Source organism: Alloyangia pacifica, from assembly GCF_020524285.1.
GTDB lineage: Bacteria > Pseudomonadota > Alphaproteobacteria > Rhodobacterales > Rhodobacteraceae > Salipiger > Salipiger pacificus_B.
This window is the reverse complement of sequence record NZ_JAIVKX010000005.1, coordinates 219,592-239,119: the sequence shown is the minus strand read 5'-3', so window position 1 is coordinate 239,119 and position 19,528 is coordinate 219,592. Positions and strand designations below refer to the sequence as shown.

Here is a 19,528-nt window from a genome sequence, read left to right as displayed (position 1 = left end):
CCTGTCCCGCCGTGCCAGTGCACGGCGGGACAGGTCCGCGCCGCTCAGGCGAGGTTGCTTTCGGCGAACTCGTAGTTTGCGAGACTGTCGAGGAAGTTGGTCACGTAGTCCGGGCGACGGTTGCGGAAGTCGACGTAATAGCTGTGCTCCCAGACATCGAGGCCGAGCAGCGCAGTCCCTTCTCCGGTGGCCAGCGGGTTGACGCCGTTCGGGGTCTTGGTGACGCCGAGGCTGCCGTCGGCCTTCTGGATCAGCCAGGCCCAGCCCGAACCGAACTGCGTGGTCGCCGCGGTCTTGAAGGCGGCCTTGAACTCCTCGACCGAACCGAAGGACTCGGTGAGCTTGGCTTCCAGAGTGCCGGGGATGCCACCGCCGTTCGGCGAGAGCGCGTTCCAGAAGTGGATGTGGTTCCAGTGCTGGCCGGCCTGGTTGAACACGCCCGCAAGCGCCTCGTCGCCGTAGGACAGCGCGTTGATCTCCTCGAGCGTCTTGCCCTGCAGGGCGGCGTTGCCCTCGACGAAGCCGTTGAGCGCCGTGACATAGGCCTGGTGGTGCTTGTCATGGTGCAGCTCGAGCGTTTCCTGGCTCATGCCGCGCTCGGCAAGGGCGGAATGGGAATAGCTCAGGGCGGGAAGTTCGAAGGTCATCTCGGTCTCCTTTCAAGCCGGCGCTTGCGCGATGCGGCCCGTTTGGTTAATTAAACAAGCATCAGCTTTGAAAAACATCGGAGCCATTATGTCAAGCGATGACTTGGAAAAAGAGGCATGGTCGCCGCGGGCTCCCGCCGAGCGGCTGCTGATGACGCTCAAGATGCACGGGGCGCAGACCTCGACCGAGGTCGGCCGCAGGCAGGGTATCACCGGCGAGGCCGCGCGCCAGCAGTTGATGAAGCTGCACGAGGATGGGCTGGTGGCCGAGGAACGCCGCAGCGCCGGCCGCGGGCGCCCTGCGGTTTACTGGCATCTCACCGACAAGGGCCAAGCCCGCTTTCCCGACACCCACGCCGCGCTGACCGTGGACATCCTGCGCAGCATCTCCGAGGTGCTCGGTGCCGAGGCGCTGGACCGGATCATCGCGCAGCGGGAGTCGGAGACGCTCGCGCAGTACCGCGCGGCCATGGTCGGCTGCAGTGGCACGCGCGACCGGCTCGAGAAGCTCGCCGAGCTGCGCAGCGCCGAAGGCTACATGGCGCAGGTCGAGGAGGACGAGGACGGCACGCTGCGTCTCGTCGAGAACCATTGCCCGATCTGCGCCGCCGCCAGCTTTTGCCAGGGCTTCTGCCGCGCCGAGAAGGCGGTGTTCCAGAACGCCCTCGGCTCCGGAACGAGCATAGAGCGCGACGAACACATCGTCAGCGGCGGGCGCCGCTGCACCTACATCGTGCGGGAGACCGGCGCATGAACCCTGCCCCCGCACGCCCCGGAGAGCCGACCACCGACGAGGCGATTGCCGAGGGTCTGGACGAGGCCATGGTCCGCCGCGTGGTGCACCGCTTCTACGACCAGGTCCGTGCCGACCCGCTGATCGGCCCGGTGTTTCATGCCCGCGTGGCCGAGGGTCACTGGCCCGAGCACAGGGAGAAGATCACCGCCTTCTGGAGCTCCGCCCTGCTCGGCACCCGTAGCTACAGCGGCTAGCCGATGCCCAAGCACCAGGCCATCGACGAGTTGGAGGACGCCCACTTTCGCCGCTGGCTCGCGATCTTCCGCCATACCGTGACCGAGCTCTGCCCCGAGCGCACCGCCGCGCTCTTCGTCGCGCGTTCCGAGCGGGTGGCCGAGGCCTTCCGCATGAACATCGCCATGCACCGCGGCGAGATCCTGACCTTCCGCCCGCCGCTGACCCGCGAGGAGTATCCTTAGGGGGTTCGCTGACGCGGAAGAGGCGGCAGAAGCCGCCTCCCGTCACCAAACCACTCGTTACTCCCCACCCTACTGGGTGGACAGGAATTCCACGACGTTGCGGCGATCCTCCTCGTCCGGCAGGCGCAGCACCATGCGGGTGCCGGGCACCATGTCGCGCGGGTTCTCGAGATACTGAACGAGCGTTTCCGGCTCCCAGATCAGCCCGCTTTCGGCCATCGCGCCCGAGTAGCGGAAGCCCTCGGCGGTTCCGGCCTCGCGACCGACCAGCCCCTGCAGGCTGGGGCCGACGCGATTGGAGCCGTCGAGCGTGTGGCAGGCGGCGCAGCGGCGCTGGAAGACGGTTTCGCCTTCGGCAGCATCCTGTGCGCTCAGAGGCCCCCCGGCCAGCAGGCCGAGGAGAACGAAAGTCTCAATTTTCTTCATCACTTATCCGAAGTCGTGTTTCGAAAGGGGCAGGCTGCGGATGCGCTGCCCGGTGAGCGTCGCCACGGCGTTGACGATGGCCGGGCCGACCGCAGGAAGGCCGGGCTCGCCGACGCCGCCCATGGGGGCACCGCTCTCGACAATGGCCGTGTGGACCTGTGGCATCTGGTCGGGGCGCAGGATCGGGTACATGTCGAAGTTGCGCGCGGTGGGCTCGCCGTTTTCGTAGACCAGTTCCTCGACCAGCGTCTGCGAGGTGCCGAGGGCGACCGCCGACTGCACCTGCGCCTCCACCGTGCTGGGGTTCACCACCTGCCCCGGATCGAGCGCGACCCAGACCTGGTGCACGCGCACTTCGCCGCCATCCACCGACACCTCGGCAATCACCGCAGCCTCGGAGCCGAAGGGCGAGGCCATGGCCACGCCGCGGGCGCGGGTGGTGCCGTCCTCGGCCTCGAAGGGACCGGGGGTCCAGCCGCCCGAGATCTCGCCGACGCGCTCCAGCAGCGTGCGGTGACGCTCGGAGCCAGACAGCATCGACAGGCGCATCTCGAAGGGATCGAGGCCGCCCGCCTGCGCCAGCTCGTCGAGGAAGCCCTCGTACATGAAGTCATGCATCGAATGACCCACGGCGCGCCAGTAGCCGATCACCGCCGGATTGGCATGGAAGATCTGGCCGATGTGGGTGTTGGCGATGGCGTAGGTCTTGCCCGAGATACCCTCGGTCGCCGACGGATCCTGTCCCGGAGGTGCCTGATACCAACGCTGTGTCGGCCCCTCGCCCACCACCTCGACCTGCAGCGCGGTCGGGCCATCCGGGCCGACAGCACCGCGGAAGCGCGCGAGGCCCAGCGGACGCGGCGCATCGCGCAGGAAGTCCTCCTCGCGGGTCCAGATCAACTTGACCGGACGCCCCACGGCCTTGGCCAGCGCGATCGCCTGCGGGAAGGGGTTGGCAGTCGCATAGAGGAAGTGACGCCCGAAGAAGCCGCCCAGCACCTGCTGGTGCAGGGTGATCTGGCTCGCCTCGAGGCCCGCAGCCGCGGCCGCCGCACCGACGAACATCTCGGGCGCCTGGCAGGGCATCCACAGATCGAGCGTGCCGTCTTCGTTGAACCGCGCGGTCGCCGACGGCGGCTCGAGCTGGCCATGCGCCACGTAGGGCGCATCGTAGGTGGCCTCGATCACCGTTTCGGCGGCCTCGAGCGTGCCCGCGGCATCGCCCGCGGCTTCGACCTCGACCACCTCGCCTGTGGCGCTGGCCAGCGTGTCGCGGAACCCGGCGGAGGAGAAGTCGGCGGGCATCGGCCATTGCGCCTCGCCCTCGGTCCAGTCGATCTCGGCGGCGTCGATGGCGCGGCGCGCCTGCCAGAATTTCTCGGCAACCACGGCCACGGCGCCGTCCAGCATCTGCACGGAGTGCACGCCACGCATCGCCTCGATCTCGGTCCGGTTGGTGACCGCCGCGGGCGTCAGGCCAAGGCGCGGCGCGTGGCGCAGCGCGGCCAGCAGCATGCCCTCGACCTCGACGTCGATGGCGTAGGTCTGGCGCCCGGTGGACTTCGCCCGAACGTCCATGCGCGGCAGGGCGGAGCCGATCCAACGGAAATCGGCCGGGTCCTTGAGCGCGGGCTCGGCGGGCACCGGCAGGTCCATCGCGGCGGCCGCAAGGTCGCCATAGGCCGCGCGTCGGCCTGAGCCCTCGTGCACCACGACACCCGGCTCGGTCACCAGCTCGGAGGCGTCCACGCCCCACTCCTGCGCCGCCGCCTCGACCAGCATCGCGCGTGCCGCCGCGCCGAGCTGGCGCATCACCGGGTAGCCGGTGCGGGTCGACATGCTGCCGCCGGTCAGCCGGTAGCCGCCCATGATGCCGAAGGGGCCACCCGCCGGGGCGATCTCAACCGAGAAGTTCTCGGGCGCGAGGTCAAGCTCCTCGCCGACGATCTGCGCCATGGCGGTGAAGATGCCCTGCCCGCCCTCGATGAACGGGCTGCGCAGCAGCGCGGTGCCATCCGGGCGCAGCTCGAGGAAAGCTTCGACGGCAGGCGCCTCGGCAGCGGTCTCCTGGCCGCGCACCGGGCGCAGCGGCAGCGCGGTGGCAAGCACCAGCGCGCCGGACCCGGCGAGGAAGCCGCGGCGCGAGACGTTCACCGGCGCTTGCCCGAGGCGGCGCGAGATCTGATCAAGCACACCCATGGCTCAGGCCTCCGACACGCTGCGCAAGGCGGCGCGGATCTTGTTGTAGGTGCCGCAGCGGCACAGATTGGTCATCGCACCGTCGATGTCCGCGTCCGTGGGGGTCGGGATGTCGCTCAGCAGTGCCGTCGCCGCCAGCACCTGGCCCGACTGGCAGTAGCCGCATTGCGCGACCTCGTTCTCGACCCAGGCCTCGACCACGCGGCGGCCGACCTCGGTGTCCTCGACGGTCTCGATGGTCTTGATCTCGAGCCCCGAAACGCTGTCTGCGGGGGTCACGCAGGAACGCGTCGCCACGCCGTCGATCATTACGGTGCAGGCACCGCATTGCGCGATGCCGCAGCCATATTTGGTGCCGGTCAGGCCGAGTTCCTCGCGGATCACCCACAGAAGTGGGGTATCGGGGGCCACGTCGACGTCATGCGTCGCGCCGTTGATGTTCAGCTGCATTTGTCAGTCCTGTCGGTTCGATGGGTCTGGGTCGTTTCGGGTCAAGGCGCTCCGGCCCCGTACGGGTCCCCGTGCGGATCACAGGCGCGGTGCCGAAGGGTGTTCTGCGCGTGTCAGTGTCCTATGCGCCTCCCGGCAAGGCTATGGGGCGAAACCCGATAACGCCAATGAGCCTGCCTCATGAATGACGGTGGCCGGTCTTTGCAGACCCTGCCGTTGAGGCTGCAACAAGAAAAAACCGGGCGCTGGAAAGCGCCCGGTCCTCGAGAACGGCGGTTTGCGGGATCAGCCGTTGTAGTCCTCGTCGGCCACCTTCTCCATCCAGGTCACGGGCGAGCCGTCGATGCTTTCCTGGATGGCGATGTGCGACATGGCGTTTTCCGGCGCAGCGCCGTGCCAGTGCTTTTCCTCGGCCGGGAAGAAGACGATGTCGCCGGCGGTCACTTCCTCAACCGGACCGCCTTCGCGCTGCACGCGGCCGCGGCCGAAGGTGATGATGATGGTCTGGCCGGCGGGGTGCGTATGCCACGCGGTGCGCGCGCCGGGCTCGAAGGTGACATGCGCGCCGCTGGTGCGACCGGGCGCGTCGGCCTGGAACATCGGGTCGATGCGCACGGTGCCGGTGAAGTAATCCTCGGGACCGGGGCCGGAAGGAATGCTGCCTGCGCGGATGATTTTCATTGTCTTTCTCCTTCTGTCTCGCTGCGCGGTCAGCCGCGCAGCTTGGTAAATCTGTAGGTAAGCGCGGGACCGCCGGGCTGGACATAGGCCAGCTCGACCGTGGCCATGGCAAAGGGCTCGATGTAGCGGCCATTGCGCAGACCGCCGGTGTCCAGCGGTTCGAAGCCGATATCACGGATGAGCTGGCCCGCGATGTCCTTGGCGCCACTGTCGTCGCCGTAGATGAAGACCTGCGGCGCGGGGGCCTGCCCCTTGCGGGCGAAGACCGGCGCGAAACTCTCGGAGGGCGTGGTGTTGAAGCAGGATACCCAGCGCGCCTCGGGACGCATCTTGGCCAACTCCTCGGCACCGGAAGACGTGGTACCGACGACGAGGTCGCGATTTGCCGCGTCGAGCGGCACGCAGCAGTTCAGCACGATCTTGCCCGCGAGATCCCCGGCCTGATCCAGCACGTCGCCGACCCGCGACCAGTGCACCGCGAGCAGCAGCGCATCCGCGCCCTCCACCGCCTCGGCCACCGAGCCATGCGCGGCGCCGCTGTCCTGTGCGAGGCGCTCCAGCTTCGAGGCACTGCGCGCATAGGCGAAGGTGACGTCGTGGCCAGAGGCCGCCCAGAGCGTGCCGAGCTTGCCGCCCATCAGGCCCGATCCGAAAATGCCGATCTTCATGCTCTTCTCCCGAATTGCGGCGGCGGAACCGGAGTCCCGCCGCCCGAAGATTTAGTTCGCGCGGGCCTCAAAGACCTGCTTGGCCACCGGCATCGCCGAGAACACCTTGGGCCAACCGGCGTAGAACGCCAGATGCGAGAGCATGGCCCCTGCCTCTTCCTGCGACATGCCGTTGTCCATCGCGCGACCCAAGTGGAAGGTCATCTGCTCGGGCTGGCCCGCGGCGATCAGCGCGGCGACGGTGATCATGCTGCGATCCCGCGGCTCCAGCGCCGGACGGCGCCACAGGTCGAGGAACAGCATCTGCTCGGTGGTATCCACCACGCCCTGGCTCACGTCGCCATAGGTGCTCGAGACGAACTCCTGACGGCTCGCCTCGGCCTCTTCGTCGTAATCCATCAACTCGGGATCGACGGCGGGAAGGTCTTCGGCGGTGATGCCGCGCGCCTCGTAGACCGGCGCCATCGCCTCGGCGGCGGCGGTGGCATTGCCCCAGCCGGTGTAGAAGGCGAGATGGGTGATCGTCTCGGACAGCTCGGCCGGGGTCACCCCCGCGTCGAGGGCCAGTTCGACGTAGCTGCCGAGGTTCTCTGTCTCATGGCGCGTCATAAGCGCCGCGAAGGTGACAAGCGCGCGGTCGCGCATGGACAGCTCTTCGCCCGCCCAGACGGAGCCGAAGAGACCATCGGTCGAATAGGCCTCGAGCGCGGGCGCAACGGCGCCGACGGCGGATGGCAGGGTGCTGGACACCTCCTGCGCGGTGGCGCCGGTGGTCATGAGGGCGAGGGCCGAAGCGGCAACATAGGTCTTCATGGGAGCTCCTGTCGGGCTGGTTCCGGGTACCCCCTTCATGTGGTCCGGTGCCGCGGAAGCTTAATGCCCAATTGCGCCAACCCACTCATGACAGCGCCTCATGAATGGCTCAGCCCCGCTCTCGCAACGCCTCCAACACCACCTCGAAGGCCGAGGACGGGCGCTGCCGGCTCGGGTAGTAGAGGTGGAAGCCCGGGAAATAGGGGCAGAACTCGTCGAGGCAGGTCTGCAGCGCCCCGGAGGCCAGGTGCTCCGCCGCCAGCCGTTCGGGGATCAGCGCGAGCCCGTGGCCGTCCACCGCCGCGCGCATCACCGGGTTGATCGTGTTGAAGCAGGTCTGTCCCGAGACCTTCACGCGGATCTCGTTGCCGTCCTTGTCCTCGAATTCCCAGGCATAAAGCGCGCCATGGGTCGAGAGTCGCAGGTTGATGCAGCGATGCTCGCTCAGGTCCTGCGGCACCTGCGGGGTGCCCGCGGCCTCGAAATACGCCGGGGCACCGACGCAGATCATCCGCTCGTCCGGGCCGATGCGCATCGAGATCATCCCCTCGCTCACCTGCTCGCCGTAGCGCACCCCGGCATCGCATTGCGCGCTGGCAAGATCGGTATAGCCGTAGTCCATGACGAATTCGATGTTCACCGCGGGGTACTGTTTGAGCACCGGCGAGAGCTTGGGCCAGAGGATGGTGTCGATGGCGTACTCCACCCCGACGATCCGCACCGTGCCGGTGGGCTGGTCGCGCGCGTCGTTCAGCGCCTTGAGCCGCGCCTCGATCATCTCGAAACAGGGGTTGAGGGTCGCCAGCAGATCCTCGCCCTCCAGCGTCGGGGCGACCGAGCGCGTGGTGCGGGTCAGCAACCGCAGGCCGAGCCGCTGCTCCAGACCCTTGATCGTGTGGCTCAGCGCCGATTGCGAGACATTGAGCCGGGCCGCGGCGCGGGTAAAGCTCCGTTCCTCGGCAACCGCGGCCAAGGCGATGAGATCGTTTATGTTTTCACGAAGCATGAAGGAGGCCTTGATCTGGTGGTCGAGGATCATGACAGGTCTCCCTCACGATATATGCGCGTGGCTCATGACGTCCACTGATTATCCCGTTACCGGGGAAGCCGGATCATCCCGGGCCTTCGACCCCTGCGACCCTCCGCGCAACCTCCCGAGGCCGAGGGCCGTGTCTGCGCCCAATCCGCCTACCGCTGCCGCCGCAGAGGGGCGCCTTGGAGCCAAGGGCGTTCGCAAACCGCGCGAGCCCCCATTTCGGCACCTGCGCCGGGAACCGGACACGCGCGGCCCGGGTGCGGCCTCAGTGGCCGTGGTATTCCTCATCGGTGACCTGCGCGCCCCACGCCACGGCGGACCCATCGACCTTAGCCTGGATGGCGTAATGCGACATCGAGGTGGTGTCGGTCGCGCCGTGCCAGTGCTCGACCCCCGGCGGGCACCACACCACGTCTCCGGCCTGGATGATGTGCTTCTCGCCGTTCCGCTCCTGCGTCCAGCCGGTGCCCGAGGTCACCACGAGTTGCTGTCCGGCAGGGTGCGTGTGCCACGCCGAGCGCGCCCCCGGCAGGAAGGTGACGTGACCCGCGCTCACATCGTGCACGTTGGCGCCGAAGACTGGCGCGACGTAGGCGGTGCCGGTGAAGGTCTCTGCGGCGCCGATCTGGCCTTCGAGCGAGTCGGCCTTGGTCACGGTCATCTCCTGCGCATATGCGGCCGGGGCCGCGGTCATTGTCAGGACGAGGGCTGCGAGGGTGGATTTCATCTGGTCGTCTCCGTTGAGCGTGAGGCGGCCTTGTGGCCTGCGGCCGGGGCGCATCCCCGGCCAGCCCTTCGAAGGTAGGAAGACCCCGCGCGGAGATAATGCCGCAACGGCGGAAAGCGCTCATGAGGCCCGCTCATGAAAGACGAAGCCCCGTCCGACTACCGAAGATGCGCCCGGCACCCGGCCAGCGCGGCGGCTCGGAGCCGCTGAGCAGACCTCTGACGCATTTCTGCGCCAGCCGTTTTCAACGCTTGATACGCATCGCGGCGATGCTTGCCGAGGTCGGGCGGTTGGCGCGCCGGATCAGCAGGACCAGCACACCGAACACCAGGAACAGGATCCCGATGCCCGGCAGCCCGTAGGTGGGCTTGAAGTAGGACAGGACGACGAGCGCGAGCAGGGACACGCAGAACGTCGAGACGACAAGAAGGTCCAGTGGTTTCATTTCTTTTCATTCGGTTGGTGGAGGTACGCCACCCGAAACAGCGCCGGAAAAGCCCGGCGCGCAGAGGTGCGCCAAGGGCAGCCGTATCGAAGTTCCCCGGCCTCTGCGAGCATCGGGCTGACAATCAGCGCCGTATCGCCGACCGAAGCGGCGTCTGACGTCGCGACTTGTGTGACGCGCACCCCATCGGCCCGCCAGCTGTTAAATTTCAGGTAGTTGTTCCCCGCGCTGCGGGCTTGGGTTGCCAGCGCCAGACTCGGGCTCGGAGCTCGCAAGGATGACCAATCTCCTAAGACGTCACGCTCTGAGGCCACGGCTTGAACGCGCCGCTTGTTGCAGCCGAGCTTTGCGTGCGCGGCACCCTGCAGCGGCGGTGTCAGCCGGTGCTGCGCAGCCCCGTGATCACCGTGCGGAGCACATCGCGCAGGCGGGTCTCGACCTCGTCCTCTTCGGTATCGAGATATTCCAGCACCAGCCGCGGGTGGTTGAAGCCGTACATGGCCGATTGCACCAGCCGCGCCGCATACACGGGGTCATGCAGGTCGGGGATGGCCTGAGTCAGCAGCATGGCGATCTGGTCGCGCCAGAGGGCCTTGTGGCGCTGCACGACGTCGCGCAGCCGGTCCGAGGCCTGGCAGTAGGCCTCGTACAGCTCGGGGTCCTTCACCGCGGCAGCGCGTTTCAGCCGCAGCCGCTGGATCAGCCAGGTCTCCAGGCGCTCCTCGGGTGTACCGGGGCCGGAGACCGCCGCGCGCAGTTCCTCCTGCGCCTTGTCCAGCCAATGGCCGACCACCGCATCCAGAAGATCGGCCTTCCCCGAGAAGTGGCCGTAGAGCGCGGCATGGCTGACGCCCAGTTCGGCGGCGACATCCGTCACGCGCAGCTTGCTGTAGCCGACCGACTTGATGCGCTGGTTGGCCACCTCGACTGCACGGCGTTTCAGCTCTTCGGGAGCAAGTCCTGTCCGCGGCATCCTTCTGCGCCCTTTCCGATAGCTGCGCGCTTGAATGTCTTCATCTTACAGGTTACAAAATTTGTAAACTGTAATCTCCCCCATATGTACAGGTGCCTCCCATGGGTTCTCTTCTGAAGGACCGTCGCGCCGTCGCGTTGCTTCTCGCCGCGACGCTGACGGTCATGTCCAATGCCATCATCAGCCCCGGGCTTCCGGGGATCGCGACCTATTTCGCCGCGACCCCGAATGCCGATCTGCTGACCCGCCTGCTGATCACCGCACCGTCGCTGACGGTCGCGGTGATCGCGCCCTTCGCGGGGCTTCTGGTGGATCGGGTCGGACGCAAGGCCATGCTGATCACCGGCGCCGCGCTGTTCGGACTCGCGGGCAGCGCCGGTCTCTGGGCCCCAAGCCTGCATGTCCTTCTGGCGACGCGCCTTGTCCTGGGCGTAAGCGTTGCCTTGCTGATGACGGCGATGACCGCGCTGGTGGCGCAGTACTTCCACGGCCCCGAGCGCGGCAGGTTCATGGGCCTGCAGATGACCTTCATCAATTTCGGCGGTCTGATCTTCATCGCCGTGGCAGGGCAACTGGCGAACCACTCGTCCTTCTATCCCTTCGCCCTCTACCTCGCGGGCCTGGTCTACCTGCCGATCCTCTACCTCTGCCTCGATGAGCCGAAGAGCCATTCGCACGAGGACGGCAGCCATCCGACGGCGCAGGGACAGGACGGCTGGCCGGTGGTCTTGGGCCTGGGGCTGGCGCTCATGGCCCTGACCTTCTCCACCTTCTACATCCTGCCGACGCAGATCGCCTTCTATCTTGGCGAGCTTGGCCATACCGACCCCAGCACCGCGGCCTTCATGATGGTCTGCGTGACCTTCGCCGCCGGCGCCATCGCGATGGTCTATCCGCGGCTGCGCGCCACCCTCGGACGCGGCGGCGTTTTGGGCGCGGGTTTCGTCATGCTGGCGGCGGGCTTCCTGCTGATGAGCTACGTGCAACTGGTGCCGATGATCGCGGCGGCCTCTCTTCTGGTGGGCATGGGTCCGGGGCTGATCGTGCCGACGCTGCTGAACTCCGTGCTGGACGCGGTGCCGATGCGCCATCACGGCATGGCCTCGGGCGCCCTGACCTTCAGCCTGTTCATCGGCCAGTTCATCTCGCCGATCCTGACACAGCCGCTGATCTCCACCGGCGGCTTCCATCTCGCCTTCATGGTCTTCGCCGCAGCGGCGCTGGTGGGCGCGGGACTGGCGGTGGCCATCTTCCGCGAGCGCACCTCGGGCTTCGCCCGCGCCTGAGCCCACGCCTGAGCCTGAGCGCAGCAGGTGTCCGACACGCCAGGGGCCGGTGCATCGCGCCAGCCCTTGTGCCACGCCCCCGCGACACCCTCCGCCCCGTCCGCCCGGGTTGACAGGCACATCCGGGCTAGTTCCGAACGAAGGACCGGGCCGCCTCCCTGAGGCGCGTCAGCAGCAGGCTTTGCGCCCGGGTCGGCACCCAGTCGCTTCGCAGGGTCAGGCCGATCGGCCTGTTTTCCCAGCCCGCGGCAACATCGAGCCTCTGCAGCGTGCCATTGGCGATCTCCGCGACAGCCTGCGCCTCGGAAATGCAGCCGAGGAAGTCGCCCCGCGCCAGGAGCTCGCGCATGAACAGGATCGAGCCGGCCTCGATCACGCTTGCAGGCCCGCCGCCGGGGCTCCCCCTGAAGAAGGCATCGAACTGCGCGCGGGACGGCGTGCCCTCGCGCGGGACCACCCAGCTCTGCCGCGCCAGAAGCTCGACGTCGAGCGCCCCCGCTTCGGTCAGCGGATGCCCCGGCCGGACCACGATGGCGAGCTGATCATCGAAGAGCAGCTCCTGCACCACGTCCCCGATCGGCGCGGGATCGCGCAGCGCGCCGAGAATGAGATCGATCGCACCGCGCCGCAGCCCGACGAGCAGGTCGTCGTAGAGCCCGTCGACGATGCGGAGGGGCTGCTGCGGGCGCTGCCTGCGGAACGCCGCCACGGCCTGCGGCAGCAGCACCGAGCGCCCCATGGGCAAGGCTCCGATGACGATCTGCCCGACCTCGCGCCCGTCGATCTCGGCCAGATCCGCCTCCGCCTGCTCCAGCTCGGCAAAGGCCAGCCGCGCGGCCTGCGCGAGTGTCGCCGAGGCGCGGCTCGCCACCAGCCCGTTGCGTCGCCGCTCGAACAGCTTCTGCCCTGCTTCGGTCTCGATCTGGGTGATCGCGCGGTGCACCGTGGGCTGCGCATGGCCGAGGCTGCGCGCCGCGAGCGTGAAGTTCTCCGTGTCGACCACCGCGATCAGCGCCGCAAGCTGCGAGCTGGAGGCCGTGAGGCAAAGCCGCGGCGACAGCGCGGCCAGCGCCGGATCGAGCCTGGCGAAGGCCCGTGCCACCCGCGCGCCCAGAACCCGCCCGCGTTCATTCGCGAACACCCCGTGCCGCGTGCGGTCGAAGAGCGGACCCCGCGCCTGCGCCTCAAGCTTGGCCAGCGCCTGCGTCACGGCCGGCTGCGACACCCGGGTCCGCGCAGAAGCCAGCGTCAGCGAGCGCAGTTCGAGCACCGCGAGAAAGACCCGCAGGTGACGAAGGTTGCGCGAGATCATCGCGCCGCGGCGCACCCGTGGCGCGGCTGTCTGTCGGGGGCTGTTCTGTGGTGCACGCCAAGCTTCCTGCTGATGTCCGGGCTTTGCTAGATTTGCCACAATACCTTCCTGCGTTCCACCAACTCTAGCCACAACTTATGCTGCGGGACGTGTTTCGAAATTGCCCTGATCGCGGCCGGCATGAGATGCCCGGGGCAAGACACCCGGAGGAGACATCATGTCCGACAAGAAAACCGCGCTGATCCTGTCCGCCCATGCCGCCGATTTCGTCTGGCGCTGCGGCGGCGCGATCGCGCTGCACGCAGAGCTGGGATACGAGGTCACCGTGGCCTGCCTCTCCTTCGGCGAACGCGGCGAGAGCGCGCGGCTCTGGAAGGAGGGCAAGTCGCTTCAACAGGTCAAGGGCATCCGCCGCGGGGAGGCCGAGAAGGCCGCCGAGGCGCTCGGCGTGCACGAGCTTGTCTGCTTCGACAAAGGCGACTACCCGCTGCAGCTCGACCGGGTCGACAAGGACGCGCTGGTGGATCTGATCCGCAAGGTTCAGCCGAAGTTTATGATGAGCCATTCTCAGTACGATCCTTACAACACCGACCACATGTACATGTCGCAGGTGTCGCTCGAATGCCGGATGATCGCCCAGGCCTGGGGCCACAACCCGGGAGAGGCGGTGCTCGGCGCGCCGCAGCTCTACCTCTTCGAGCCGCATCAGACCGAGCAGATGGGATGGAAGCCCGACACCTTCCTCGACATCACCCCGGTCTGGGAAAAGAAGCGCAAGGCGATGGAGTGCAACGAGGGCCAGCTGCACCTGTGGGACTATTACACCCGCGTCGCGCAGCAGCGCGCCAACCACTTCAAGCGCAACTCCGGCGGCATGTCCGGCGGGCGTGACTGCACATATGCCGAAGGTTTCCAGTCGATCTTTCCGCGCACCGTGGACGAGCTCTGAGGCCGAGGAAGGAACAGACCATGCGCCAGCCGACCAATCCCAGCTTCGACATCGCCCATCTCGGCCATGTGGAAATGCTCACCGACAGGTTCGACGAGAGCCTCGATTTCTTCACCCGCGTTTACGGCCTGAAACTGTCGGGCATGGACGAGACCAGTGCCTATCTGCGCGCCTGGGACGACTACGAATATTGCACGCTCAAGCTGACCCGTTCGGACACCACCGGCGTTGCCCACATCGGCTACCGTGCCGCATCGCCCGAGGCGCTGGAGCGCCGTGTCGCGATCATCGAAGCCTCGGGCTACAAGGTGCACGGCTGGACCGAGGGCGACCTCAGCCACGGCCGCGCCTTCCGCTTCGAGGACCCCTTCGGCCATGTCTTCGAGATCTACTACGAGACCCGGTGGTACGAACCGCAGGACGATGCCGAGAAAGCCGCGCTGAAGAACACCGCCAGCGCCTTCACCGGTGCCGCGCCGCGGCGGCTCGACCACCTCAACCTGCTGAGCTCCGACGTCGCAGAGTTCCGGCGGTTCATGGAGACCTGCCTCGGCGCGCGCGTGACCGAGTACATCCAGCTCGACAACGGGCGGATCGGCGGCTGCTGGTTCACCGTCAACAACAAGACCTATGACCTCGCCTGCACCGAGGAGCACGGCGGCGGCAAGGCCCGGCTGCACCACGTCACCTATGCCACCGACCAGCGCGAGGACATCCTGCGCGCCGCCGACATCTTCCTGCAGAACGGCGTGCACATCGAGACCGGGCCGCACAAGCATGCCATCCAGGGGACGTTCTTCCTCTACGTCTGGGAGCCTGCGGGCAACCGCGTCGAGCTGGCCAATGCCGGCGCGCGGCTGATCCTCGCGCCCGACTGGCAGCCGGTGTGCTGGACCGAGGACGACCGGAACAAGGGCCAGGCTTGGGGTCTGAAGACCATCGAGAGCTTCCACACCCACGGCACGCCGCCGGTGAAGGATTGACACCCCTGCCCGGCGGTGCCGCCTGCGGGACCGCCGGGACGTGCGTATTTGGAAAGAGAAGAAGCGGGAGAGCGGTCATGGCAGTCGTGGTTCAGAACGTGGCGCGGGCAGCGCCAGAGGTCATCGAGGCGCTGGGGCGCGCAGGCGTCGCCACGGTACACGAAGCGCAGGGCCGCAGGGGCTGCCTGCAGAGCTACATGCGGCCCATCTATGCCGGCGCGCAGATCGCCGGATCGGCGGTGACCATCTCGGCGCCGCCGGGCGACAACTGGATGGTGCATGTGGCCATCGAGCAGCTGCAGGCGGGCGACATCCTCGTGCTCGCGCCGACCTCGCCCTGCGATACCGGCTATTTCGGCGATCTGCTGGCGACCTCGGCGATGGCGCGCGGCTGCCGCGGGCTTATCATCGACGCCGGTTGCCGCGATGTGAAGGAGCTGACGCAGATGAGCTTCCCGGTCTGGTCGAAAGCGATCAGCGCGCAGGGCACGGTCAAGGAAACGCTGGGCTCGGTCAACGTGCCGGTGGTCTGCGCCGGGCAGGCGATCGCGGCGGGCGACGTGATCGTCGCCGATGACGACGGCGTCGTCGTCGTCAGGCGCGAGGACGCCGAGTGGGTGCGGGAGAAGGCCGAGGCGCGGCTGGCCGCCGAGGAGGCCAAGCGCCGGCGCCTCGCCGCGGGCGAGCTAGGGCTCGACATCTACGACATGCGCGGGCGGCTGGCCGAGAAGGGCCTGAAATACGTCTGAGACGGGCCACCGGGGCCGCGGCCTCCGGCGACGGCCGATCCGTTCTGGGAGAGCAGAGGGCGCGAGATGGGACAGACCGAGGATTTCGAGACAGCGGGCATTCCCTGCCTCTGGATGCGCGGCGGCACGTCCAAGGGGGCCTATTTCCTCGCCTCGGAGCTGCCTGCGGAGGCCGCGGCGCGCGACGATCTGCTGCTGCGCATCATGGGCTCGCCCGACCCGGCGCAGATCGACGGCATCGGCGGCGCCGACCCGCTGACTTCCAAGGTCGCGGTGCTGGCGCCACCCTCGCGCCCGGATGCCGACGTGGACTATCTTTTCCTGCAGGTCTTCGTGGATCGGGCGCTGGTCTCGGACGCGCAGGGCTGCGGCAATATCCTCGCCGGGGTCGGCCCCGCCGCCATCGAGCGCGGGCTGGTGGCGGTCGCGGGCGACGAGACCCAGGTGCGCATCCACATGCGCAACACCGGCGAGATCGCCCTCGCCCATGTACAGACCCCGGGGGGCCGGGTCACCTACAGGGGCGAGGCGCGCATCGACGGGGTGCCCGGTCATCACGCGCCGGTGCCGCTGCTGTTCGAGGGGTTGGCGGGCGCCATGTGCGGCGCCCTGCTGCCGAGCGGCAATCCGGTGGACGTGATCGACGGCGTGGAATGCACGCTGATCGACAACGGCATGCCCTGCGTGATCCTGCGCGCCTCTGACATGGGGATCACCGGCATCGAGAGTCGCGAGGCCCTCGATGGCGACACGGCGCTAAAGGCCAGGCTCGAGTCGATCCGCCTGCAGGCAGGCCCGCGGATGACCCTTGGCGGTGTCTCCGAGAAGTCCGTGCCCAAGATGACGCTGGTCTCGCCGCCGCAGGCGGGCGGGGTGATCAGCACCCGCAGCTTCATCCCCCACCGCTGCCATGCCGGCATCGGCGTCTTCGCCGCGGTCAGCGTGGCCACCGCCTGCACCCTGCCCGGCACGCCCGCCGCCGAGGTGGCGGTGCTGCCCGAGGGCGCGAGGTTCGCAATAGAGCACCCTACCGGCGCGGCAGAGGTGCTTCTCGAACTGGGCGCCGACGGCAAGGTGCAGCGCGCCGGAACCCTGCGCACCGCCCGCAAACTCTTCGACGGGCGGGTCTTCCCCCGGGCCTGAGCGCGTTCCCGGAGCGGGACGCCGGGGCCATGCCCGGAGTGCGCAATGTCGGTGATCGAGGCGCAGGCCCCTCACCCCGGGCTCACTGCATCTTTACCGGGCGCGCCGCCATGACGTTTGGCGGAGGCCGCTTTCGCGGTACACTGGCTACGGATCCCTGAAGACCGCGCGCCCCGGCGCGCTCCAGCAAGGAGCCTCGCATGACCCACGCTTCACAGACCCGCCGGACGCTCTTGGCCGGTGCCGGTGCCGCGCTGCTCACCGCCGGGAGCGGCCTGCGCGTGCCGGCGCGCGCGCAGACGCAGGCGCCGACCCGCTCGATGCGCGGCGGGGCCAACAACTACCTGCCGGGGGCGCCACTGGTCGAGCGCATCGGCGGCGGCGGCTTCTGGATGTCCGGCACCGTCCGGCGCGCCGGCGATGGCGCTCCCCTCGCCGGGCAGCGCATCCAGATCTGGGCACATACCACCGAGGGCCACGAGCGCGACCCGCACAGCCACGGGGCCACGCTGAGCGACGAGGCCGGCCGCTTCCGGCTCGAGATGCCGCAGATCGTGCCCGCCTTCGGGCAGCCGCACGGCCATCTCGCCTACGACAGCGGCGCCTTCGAGACGGTCTTCCTGCGGCCGGTGATGCGCAGCGCGCGCGACCGCAGCCTGGAAGCCCACTTCGTGCTGCAGCCGGCCTGATCCGCTTGCCCGCCCTCGGACCGCGCAGCCGCGCGGTGGTGGTCTGGCTCGGCCTCGCGCTGGCACTGCTGCTGCCCGTGCTGGCCGCTGCCGAGAGCCCGCTGCTGGCCTGGCGGCGACCGGTCTACATCGTCGCGGGCTTCGCCGGGATCGTGGGGCTCGCCCTTCTCCTGGTCCAACCGCTCCTGGCCCGCAGCGCGTTGCCCGGGCTGTCGCGGGGCCGCGCACGGCTGCTCCATAGGTGGCTGGGCGCAGCGCTGGTTGCCGCCGTGGCCGTGCATGTCGCCGGCCTGTGGATCACCAGCCCGCCGGACGTGGTCGACGCGCTGCTCTTCGCCTCGCCGACGCCCTTCTCGCTCTGGGGCGTGATCGCCATGTGGGCGGTTCTGGCGGCGGGGCTGATGGCGCTCAGGCGGCGCAGGTCGCGGCGGTGGCGGCAGGTGCACCGGGGCCTTGCCGCCGTGATCGTGGCGACGACCGCGGCGCATGCGCTGCTCATCGAAGGCACCATGGAGCCGCTGACCAAGGCCGGGCTCTGCGCGCTGGCACTGCTCGCGACCGCCGCCGCGATCGCGACGCGTCAGGTCCGGCGCCGGGGCTAGGGCCTCAGACGCCCGCCATGTCGAACCCTGCCGCCTCCAGCGCGCTGCGCAGCACCGGCGCCCCGGCCAGCCGCTTGCGCGACTGCATGTGCGTGCGGGCGTCGTTCACCGTCTCCACCGCAGAAAGCCGCTCCCCTGCAAAACGGAAGGTCGCGCCATCCTCGCGCGTGACCGAACAGTCCCCGGCCCCTGCGAGCCCGGCGATCTGCAGCTTGCAGTCGGCCTGGTCGGACCAGAACCACGGCACGGCGGCATAGGGGGCGTCGGCCTTGCCCGTCAGCCGTTTCGAGATGAGCCGCGCATGATCCGTTGCCGCCTGCACCGACTCCAGCCGCACCGGGCGGCCGGTCGCCGGATCGGGGAAGACCGCGCAGTCGCCGAGCACCGAGATCGCCGGGTCCGTGGTGAGCAGCTGCGCATCGACCACGACGCCATTGTCCACCGCGAGCCCCGCCGCCGTGGCCAGTTCGGTGTTCGGGATGACCCCGGCGGCCATCAGAACCAGGTCGGCCTCGATGCGCGTGCCGCTCGCCAGCGAAATGCCATCCTCGCGCACCTCGCAGACCGGATCGCCCAGGTGCACCCGCGTGCCCATGTCCCGGTGCATCGCGAGGAAGCGCGCGGAGGTCTCGGGCGAGACGGCGCGGGCCATCAGCCGCGGCGCGGCTTCGGCCACCGTCACCTCGTGCCCCAGCGCCCGCGCCACCGCCGCGAATTCGAGCCCGATGAAGCCGCCGCCGATCACCGCGCAGCGCATCGGCCTGTCGAGCGCGGCGCGCAGCCGGGCCGCATCCTCGCGCGTGCGCAGGTCGAGCGCCAGCTCGGCCCCGGGGATCGGCGGACGCAGGTTGCGCGTACCGGTGGCGAGGATCAGGTGGTCATAGGAAAATACCCGGTCTGCGGCGTGCACCCTTCGTGCCTCGCGGTCGATGCTGTCGACCCAGGTGCCCTCCACCAGCGTGATCTGCTTGCTCTCGAAGAAACTCTCCGGGCGCAGCTGCAGCGCCCCGGCATCGCCAGACTTGAGATAGGCCTTGGAGAGCGGCGGGCGCTGGTAGGGGAGTCCGGGCTCGGCGCCGATCAGGGTGATCGTGCCCTCGAAGCCGTCCTGCCGCAGGCTCATGGCCGCCTGCAGACCGCCCTGCCCCGCGCCGATGATGACGACGTCGCGCATCGCTCAGACCTGCTCTTCGGGCAGGTGCACGACCAGCCCGTCGAGCTCTTCGGTCAGCTTGATCTGGCACGACAGGCGCGAGACCGGCTTCACCTCGTCGGCGGCGCAGTCGAGCATGTCGTCCTCGCCATCCCGCCGCGTGCCCGTGGCCTCGGTCCAGCCCTCGTCGACGTAGCAATGGCAGGTGGCGCACATCATCGCCCCGCCGCATTCGCCGACGATGCCATCGACGTCATTGTCGAGCGCGGTCTGCATCACGTTGCTGCCGACCGCGGCGTCGACCTCGGTGCGCGTGCCATCGGCCGCGACATAGGTCACCTTGACCATGGTTTCCTCCTCCTTGGTAAGTCGCTGTATCGTC

At 68.6% G+C, this 19,528-nt stretch carries 24 protein-coding genes; 10 read left to right on the top strand and 14 right to left on the bottom strand.

Going from position 1 to position 19,528, the window contains the following annotated elements:
* Nucleotides 1–44: 44 nt before the first annotated feature.
* A complete protein-coding gene (locus LC039_RS09505; protein WP_226623579.1) occupies nt 45–647 on the bottom strand; it encodes a superoxide dismutase in 603 nt (200 codons plus the stop codon).
* A gap of 103 nt (nt 648–750) precedes the next feature.
* Between LC039_RS09505 and LC039_RS09500 the strand changes: the two genes are divergently transcribed.
* Genes LC039_RS09500 through LC039_RS09490 form a run of 3 tightly spaced genes read left to right on the top strand, consistent with a single transcriptional unit; the run spans nt 751 to nt 1,862 of the window.
* Entirely contained in the window at nt 751–1,401 is a 651-nt protein-coding gene (locus LC039_RS09500; RefSeq protein ID WP_226623578.1) for a helix-turn-helix transcriptional regulator, read from the top strand.
* The gene (locus LC039_RS09495) at nt 1,398–1,637 is read left to right on the top strand and encodes a group III truncated hemoglobin (RefSeq protein WP_226623576.1); all 240 of its coding nucleotides are present in this window, start codon (nt 1,398–1,400) and stop codon (nt 1,635–1,637) included. Before LC039_RS09500 ends, LC039_RS09495 begins: the two co-directional genes overlap by 4 nt.
* A 3-nt stretch (nt 1,638–1,640) precedes the next feature.
* Nucleotides 1,641–1,862 (top strand): hypothetical protein, encoded by a 222-nt coding sequence (locus LC039_RS09490; protein ID WP_226623568.1) that lies wholly within the window; start codon nt 1,641–1,643, stop codon nt 1,860–1,862.
* Between the two features lie 69 nt (nt 1,863–1,931).
* Here the strand turns inward: LC039_RS09490 and LC039_RS09485 are convergent, their stop codons facing one another.
* From LC039_RS09485 to LC039_RS26820, 10 genes are all read right to left on the bottom strand, one after another.
* A complete protein-coding gene (locus tag LC039_RS09485) occupies nt 1,932–2,288 on the bottom strand; it encodes a c-type cytochrome (RefSeq protein WP_226623566.1) in 357 nt (118 codons plus the stop codon).
* 3 nt (nt 2,289–2,291) lie between these two features.
* Nucleotides 2,292–4,487 (bottom strand): xanthine dehydrogenase family protein molybdopterin-binding subunit, encoded by a 2,196-nt coding sequence (locus tag LC039_RS09480; protein ID WP_226623563.1) that lies wholly within the window; start codon nt 4,485–4,487, stop codon nt 2,292–2,294.
* A 3-nt stretch (nt 4,488–4,490) separates the two neighbouring features.
* Nucleotides 4,491–4,937: a (2Fe-2S)-binding protein gene (locus LC039_RS09475; RefSeq protein ID WP_226623562.1), complete on the bottom strand. Its 447-nt coding sequence runs from the start codon at nt 4,935–4,937 to the stop codon at nt 4,491–4,493.
* A gap of 285 nt (nt 4,938–5,222) precedes the next feature.
* Nucleotides 5,223–5,618: a cupin domain-containing protein gene (locus LC039_RS09470; RefSeq protein WP_226623560.1), complete on the bottom strand. Its 396-nt coding sequence runs from the start codon at nt 5,616–5,618 to the stop codon at nt 5,223–5,225.
* A 29-nt stretch (nt 5,619–5,647) separates the two neighbouring features.
* Nucleotides 5,648–6,286 carry an NADPH-dependent F420 reductase gene (locus LC039_RS09465; RefSeq protein ID WP_226623558.1) on the bottom strand — a complete coding sequence of 213 codons (639 nt, stop codon included), beginning with the start codon at nt 6,284–6,286 and terminating at the stop codon, nt 5,648–5,650.
* Nucleotides 6,287–6,337: 51 nt separating this feature from the next.
* Nucleotides 6,338–7,099 (bottom strand): carboxymuconolactone decarboxylase family protein, encoded by a 762-nt coding sequence (locus LC039_RS09460; RefSeq protein WP_226623556.1) that lies wholly within the window; start codon nt 7,097–7,099, stop codon nt 6,338–6,340.
* A 109-nt stretch (nt 7,100–7,208) separates the two neighbouring features.
* Nucleotides 7,209–8,138, bottom strand: coding sequence for a LysR family transcriptional regulator (locus tag LC039_RS09455; protein WP_226623554.1), 930 nt, complete (start codon nt 8,136–8,138; stop codon nt 7,209–7,211).
* 262 nt (nt 8,139–8,400) lie between these two features.
* Nucleotides 8,401–8,862, bottom strand: a complete 462-nt coding sequence (locus LC039_RS09450) for a cupin domain-containing protein (RefSeq protein WP_226623553.1) — start codon at nt 8,860–8,862, stop codon at nt 8,401–8,403.
* Between the two features lie 244 nt (nt 8,863–9,106).
* Nucleotides 9,107–9,307, bottom strand: a complete 201-nt coding sequence (locus LC039_RS09445; RefSeq protein ID WP_226623551.1) for a hypothetical protein — start codon at nt 9,305–9,307, stop codon at nt 9,107–9,109.
* Nucleotides 9,308–9,683: 376 nt separating this feature from the next.
* Nucleotides 9,684–10,280 (bottom strand): TetR/AcrR family transcriptional regulator, encoded by a 597-nt coding sequence (locus tag LC039_RS26820; RefSeq protein ID WP_264179495.1) that lies wholly within the window; start codon nt 10,278–10,280, stop codon nt 9,684–9,686.
* 101 nt (nt 10,281–10,381) lie between these two features.
* Here LC039_RS26820 and LC039_RS09430 point away from each other — a divergent pair, with 101 nt between their 5' ends.
* Nucleotides 10,382–11,566, top strand: a complete 1,185-nt coding sequence (locus LC039_RS09430; protein ID WP_226623549.1) for an MFS transporter — start codon at nt 10,382–10,384, stop codon at nt 11,564–11,566.
* 127 nt (nt 11,567–11,693) lie between these two features.
* Here the strand turns inward: LC039_RS09430 and LC039_RS09425 are convergent, their stop codons facing one another.
* Complete coding sequence (locus tag LC039_RS09425; protein ID WP_226623547.1) at nt 11,694–12,878, bottom strand: LysR family transcriptional regulator; 1,185 nt, start codon at nt 12,876–12,878, stop codon at nt 11,694–11,696.
* 217 nt (nt 12,879–13,095) lie between these two features.
* On the opposite strand from LC039_RS09425, the gene LC039_RS09420 reads away from it, so the two are divergent.
* The 6 genes from LC039_RS09420 to LC039_RS09395 all read left to right on the top strand — a co-directional run bounded on the left by LC039_RS09420 (nt 13,096) and on the right by LC039_RS09395 (nt 17,993).
* Nucleotides 13,096–13,827: a PIG-L deacetylase family protein gene (locus LC039_RS09420; RefSeq protein WP_226623546.1), complete on the top strand. Its 732-nt coding sequence runs from the start codon at nt 13,096–13,098 to the stop codon at nt 13,825–13,827.
* A gap of 20 nt (nt 13,828–13,847) precedes the next feature.
* Nucleotides 13,848–14,810: a VOC family protein gene (locus LC039_RS09415; RefSeq protein ID WP_226623545.1), complete on the top strand. Its 963-nt coding sequence runs from the start codon at nt 13,848–13,850 to the stop codon at nt 14,808–14,810.
* Between the two features lie 77 nt (nt 14,811–14,887).
* Nucleotides 14,888–15,559, top strand: a complete 672-nt coding sequence (locus tag LC039_RS09410) for a 4-carboxy-4-hydroxy-2-oxoadipate aldolase/oxaloacetate decarboxylase (RefSeq protein ID WP_226623544.1) — start codon at nt 14,888–14,890, stop codon at nt 15,557–15,559.
* A 66-nt stretch (nt 15,560–15,625) separates the two neighbouring features.
* Nucleotides 15,626–16,702: a 4-oxalomesaconate tautomerase gene (locus LC039_RS09405; protein ID WP_226623543.1), complete on the top strand. Its 1,077-nt coding sequence runs from the start codon at nt 15,626–15,628 to the stop codon at nt 16,700–16,702.
* 200 nt (nt 16,703–16,902) lie between these two features.
* Complete coding sequence (locus LC039_RS09400) at nt 16,903–17,391, top strand: twin-arginine translocation pathway signal (protein WP_226623542.1); 489 nt, start codon at nt 16,903–16,905, stop codon at nt 17,389–17,391.
* A 5-nt stretch (nt 17,392–17,396) separates the two neighbouring features.
* Nucleotides 17,397–17,993, top strand: coding sequence for a ferric reductase-like transmembrane domain-containing protein (locus tag LC039_RS09395; protein WP_226623541.1), 597 nt, complete (start codon nt 17,397–17,399; stop codon nt 17,991–17,993).
* A gap of 4 nt (nt 17,994–17,997) precedes the next feature.
* Here the strand turns inward: LC039_RS09395 and LC039_RS09390 are convergent, their stop codons facing one another.
* Both LC039_RS09390 and LC039_RS09385 read right to left on the bottom strand, forming a co-directional pair.
* Nucleotides 17,998–19,167, bottom strand: coding sequence for an NAD(P)/FAD-dependent oxidoreductase (locus LC039_RS09390; RefSeq protein ID WP_226623540.1), 1,170 nt, complete (start codon nt 19,165–19,167; stop codon nt 17,998–18,000).
* 3 nt (nt 19,168–19,170) lie between these two features.
* A complete protein-coding gene (locus tag LC039_RS09385) occupies nt 19,171–19,494 on the bottom strand; it encodes a 2Fe-2S iron-sulfur cluster-binding protein (protein ID WP_226623538.1) in 324 nt (107 codons plus the stop codon).
* Nucleotides 19,495–19,528: the final 34 nt, after the last annotated feature.

Bases quoted from the DNA above. Each gene is read 5' to 3' on its own strand.
- LC039_RS09505 (WP_226623579.1), bottom strand. From the start codon at position 647: ATGACCTTCGAACTTCCCGCCCTGAGCTATTCCCATTCCGCCCTTGCC.
- LC039_RS09495 (WP_226623576.1), top strand. From the start codon at position 1,398: ATGAACCCTGCCCCCGCACGCCCCGGAGAGCCGACCACCGACGAGGCG.
- LC039_RS09490 (WP_226623568.1), top strand. From the start codon at position 1,641: ATGCCCAAGCACCAGGCCATCGACGAGTTGGAGGACGCCCACTTTCGC.
- LC039_RS09485 (WP_226623566.1), bottom strand. From the start codon at position 2,288: ATGAAGAAAATTGAGACTTTCGTTCTCCTCGGCCTGCTGGCCGGGGGG.
- LC039_RS09480 (WP_226623563.1), bottom strand. From the start codon at position 4,487: ATGGGTGTGCTTGATCAGATCTCGCGCCGCCTCGGGCAAGCGCCGGTG.
- LC039_RS09475 (WP_226623562.1), bottom strand. From the start codon at position 4,937: ATGCAGCTGAACATCAACGGCGCGACGCATGACGTCGACGTGGCCCCC.
- LC039_RS09470 (WP_226623560.1), bottom strand. From the start codon at position 5,618: ATGAAAATCATCCGCGCAGGCAGCATTCCTTCCGGCCCCGGTCCCGAG.
- LC039_RS09465 (WP_226623558.1), bottom strand. From the start codon at position 6,286: ATGAAGATCGGCATTTTCGGATCGGGCCTGATGGGCGGCAAGCTCGGC.
- LC039_RS09460 (WP_226623556.1), bottom strand. From the start codon at position 7,099: ATGAAGACCTATGTTGCCGCTTCGGCCCTCGCCCTCATGACCACCGGC.
- LC039_RS09455 (WP_226623554.1), bottom strand. From the start codon at position 8,138: ATGATCCTCGACCACCAGATCAAGGCCTCCTTCATGCTTCGTGAAAAC.
- LC039_RS09450 (WP_226623553.1), bottom strand. From the start codon at position 8,862: ATGAAATCCACCCTCGCAGCCCTCGTCCTGACAATGACCGCGGCCCCG.
- LC039_RS09445 (WP_226623551.1), bottom strand. From the start codon at position 9,307: ATGAAACCACTGGACCTTCTTGTCGTCTCGACGTTCTGCGTGTCCCTG.
- LC039_RS26820 (WP_264179495.1), bottom strand. From the start codon at position 10,280: ATGCCGCGGACAGGACTTGCTCCCGAAGAGCTGAAACGCCGTGCAGTC.
- LC039_RS09430 (WP_226623549.1), top strand. From the start codon at position 10,382: ATGGGTTCTCTTCTGAAGGACCGTCGCGCCGTCGCGTTGCTTCTCGCC.
- LC039_RS09425 (WP_226623547.1), bottom strand. From the start codon at position 12,878: ATGATCTCGCGCAACCTTCGTCACCTGCGGGTCTTTCTCGCGGTGCTC.
- LC039_RS09420 (WP_226623546.1), top strand. From the start codon at position 13,096: ATGTCCGACAAGAAAACCGCGCTGATCCTGTCCGCCCATGCCGCCGAT.
- LC039_RS09415 (WP_226623545.1), top strand. From the start codon at position 13,848: ATGCGCCAGCCGACCAATCCCAGCTTCGACATCGCCCATCTCGGCCAT.
- LC039_RS09410 (WP_226623544.1), top strand. From the start codon at position 14,888: ATGGCAGTCGTGGTTCAGAACGTGGCGCGGGCAGCGCCAGAGGTCATC.
- LC039_RS09405 (WP_226623543.1), top strand. From the start codon at position 15,626: ATGGGACAGACCGAGGATTTCGAGACAGCGGGCATTCCCTGCCTCTGG.
- LC039_RS09400 (WP_226623542.1), top strand. From the start codon at position 16,903: ATGACCCACGCTTCACAGACCCGCCGGACGCTCTTGGCCGGTGCCGGT.
- LC039_RS09390 (WP_226623540.1), bottom strand. From the start codon at position 19,167: ATGCGCGACGTCGTCATCATCGGCGCGGGGCAGGGCGGTCTGCAGGCG.
- LC039_RS09385 (WP_226623538.1), bottom strand. From the start codon at position 19,494: ATGGTCAAGGTGACCTATGTCGCGGCCGATGGCACGCGCACCGAGGTC.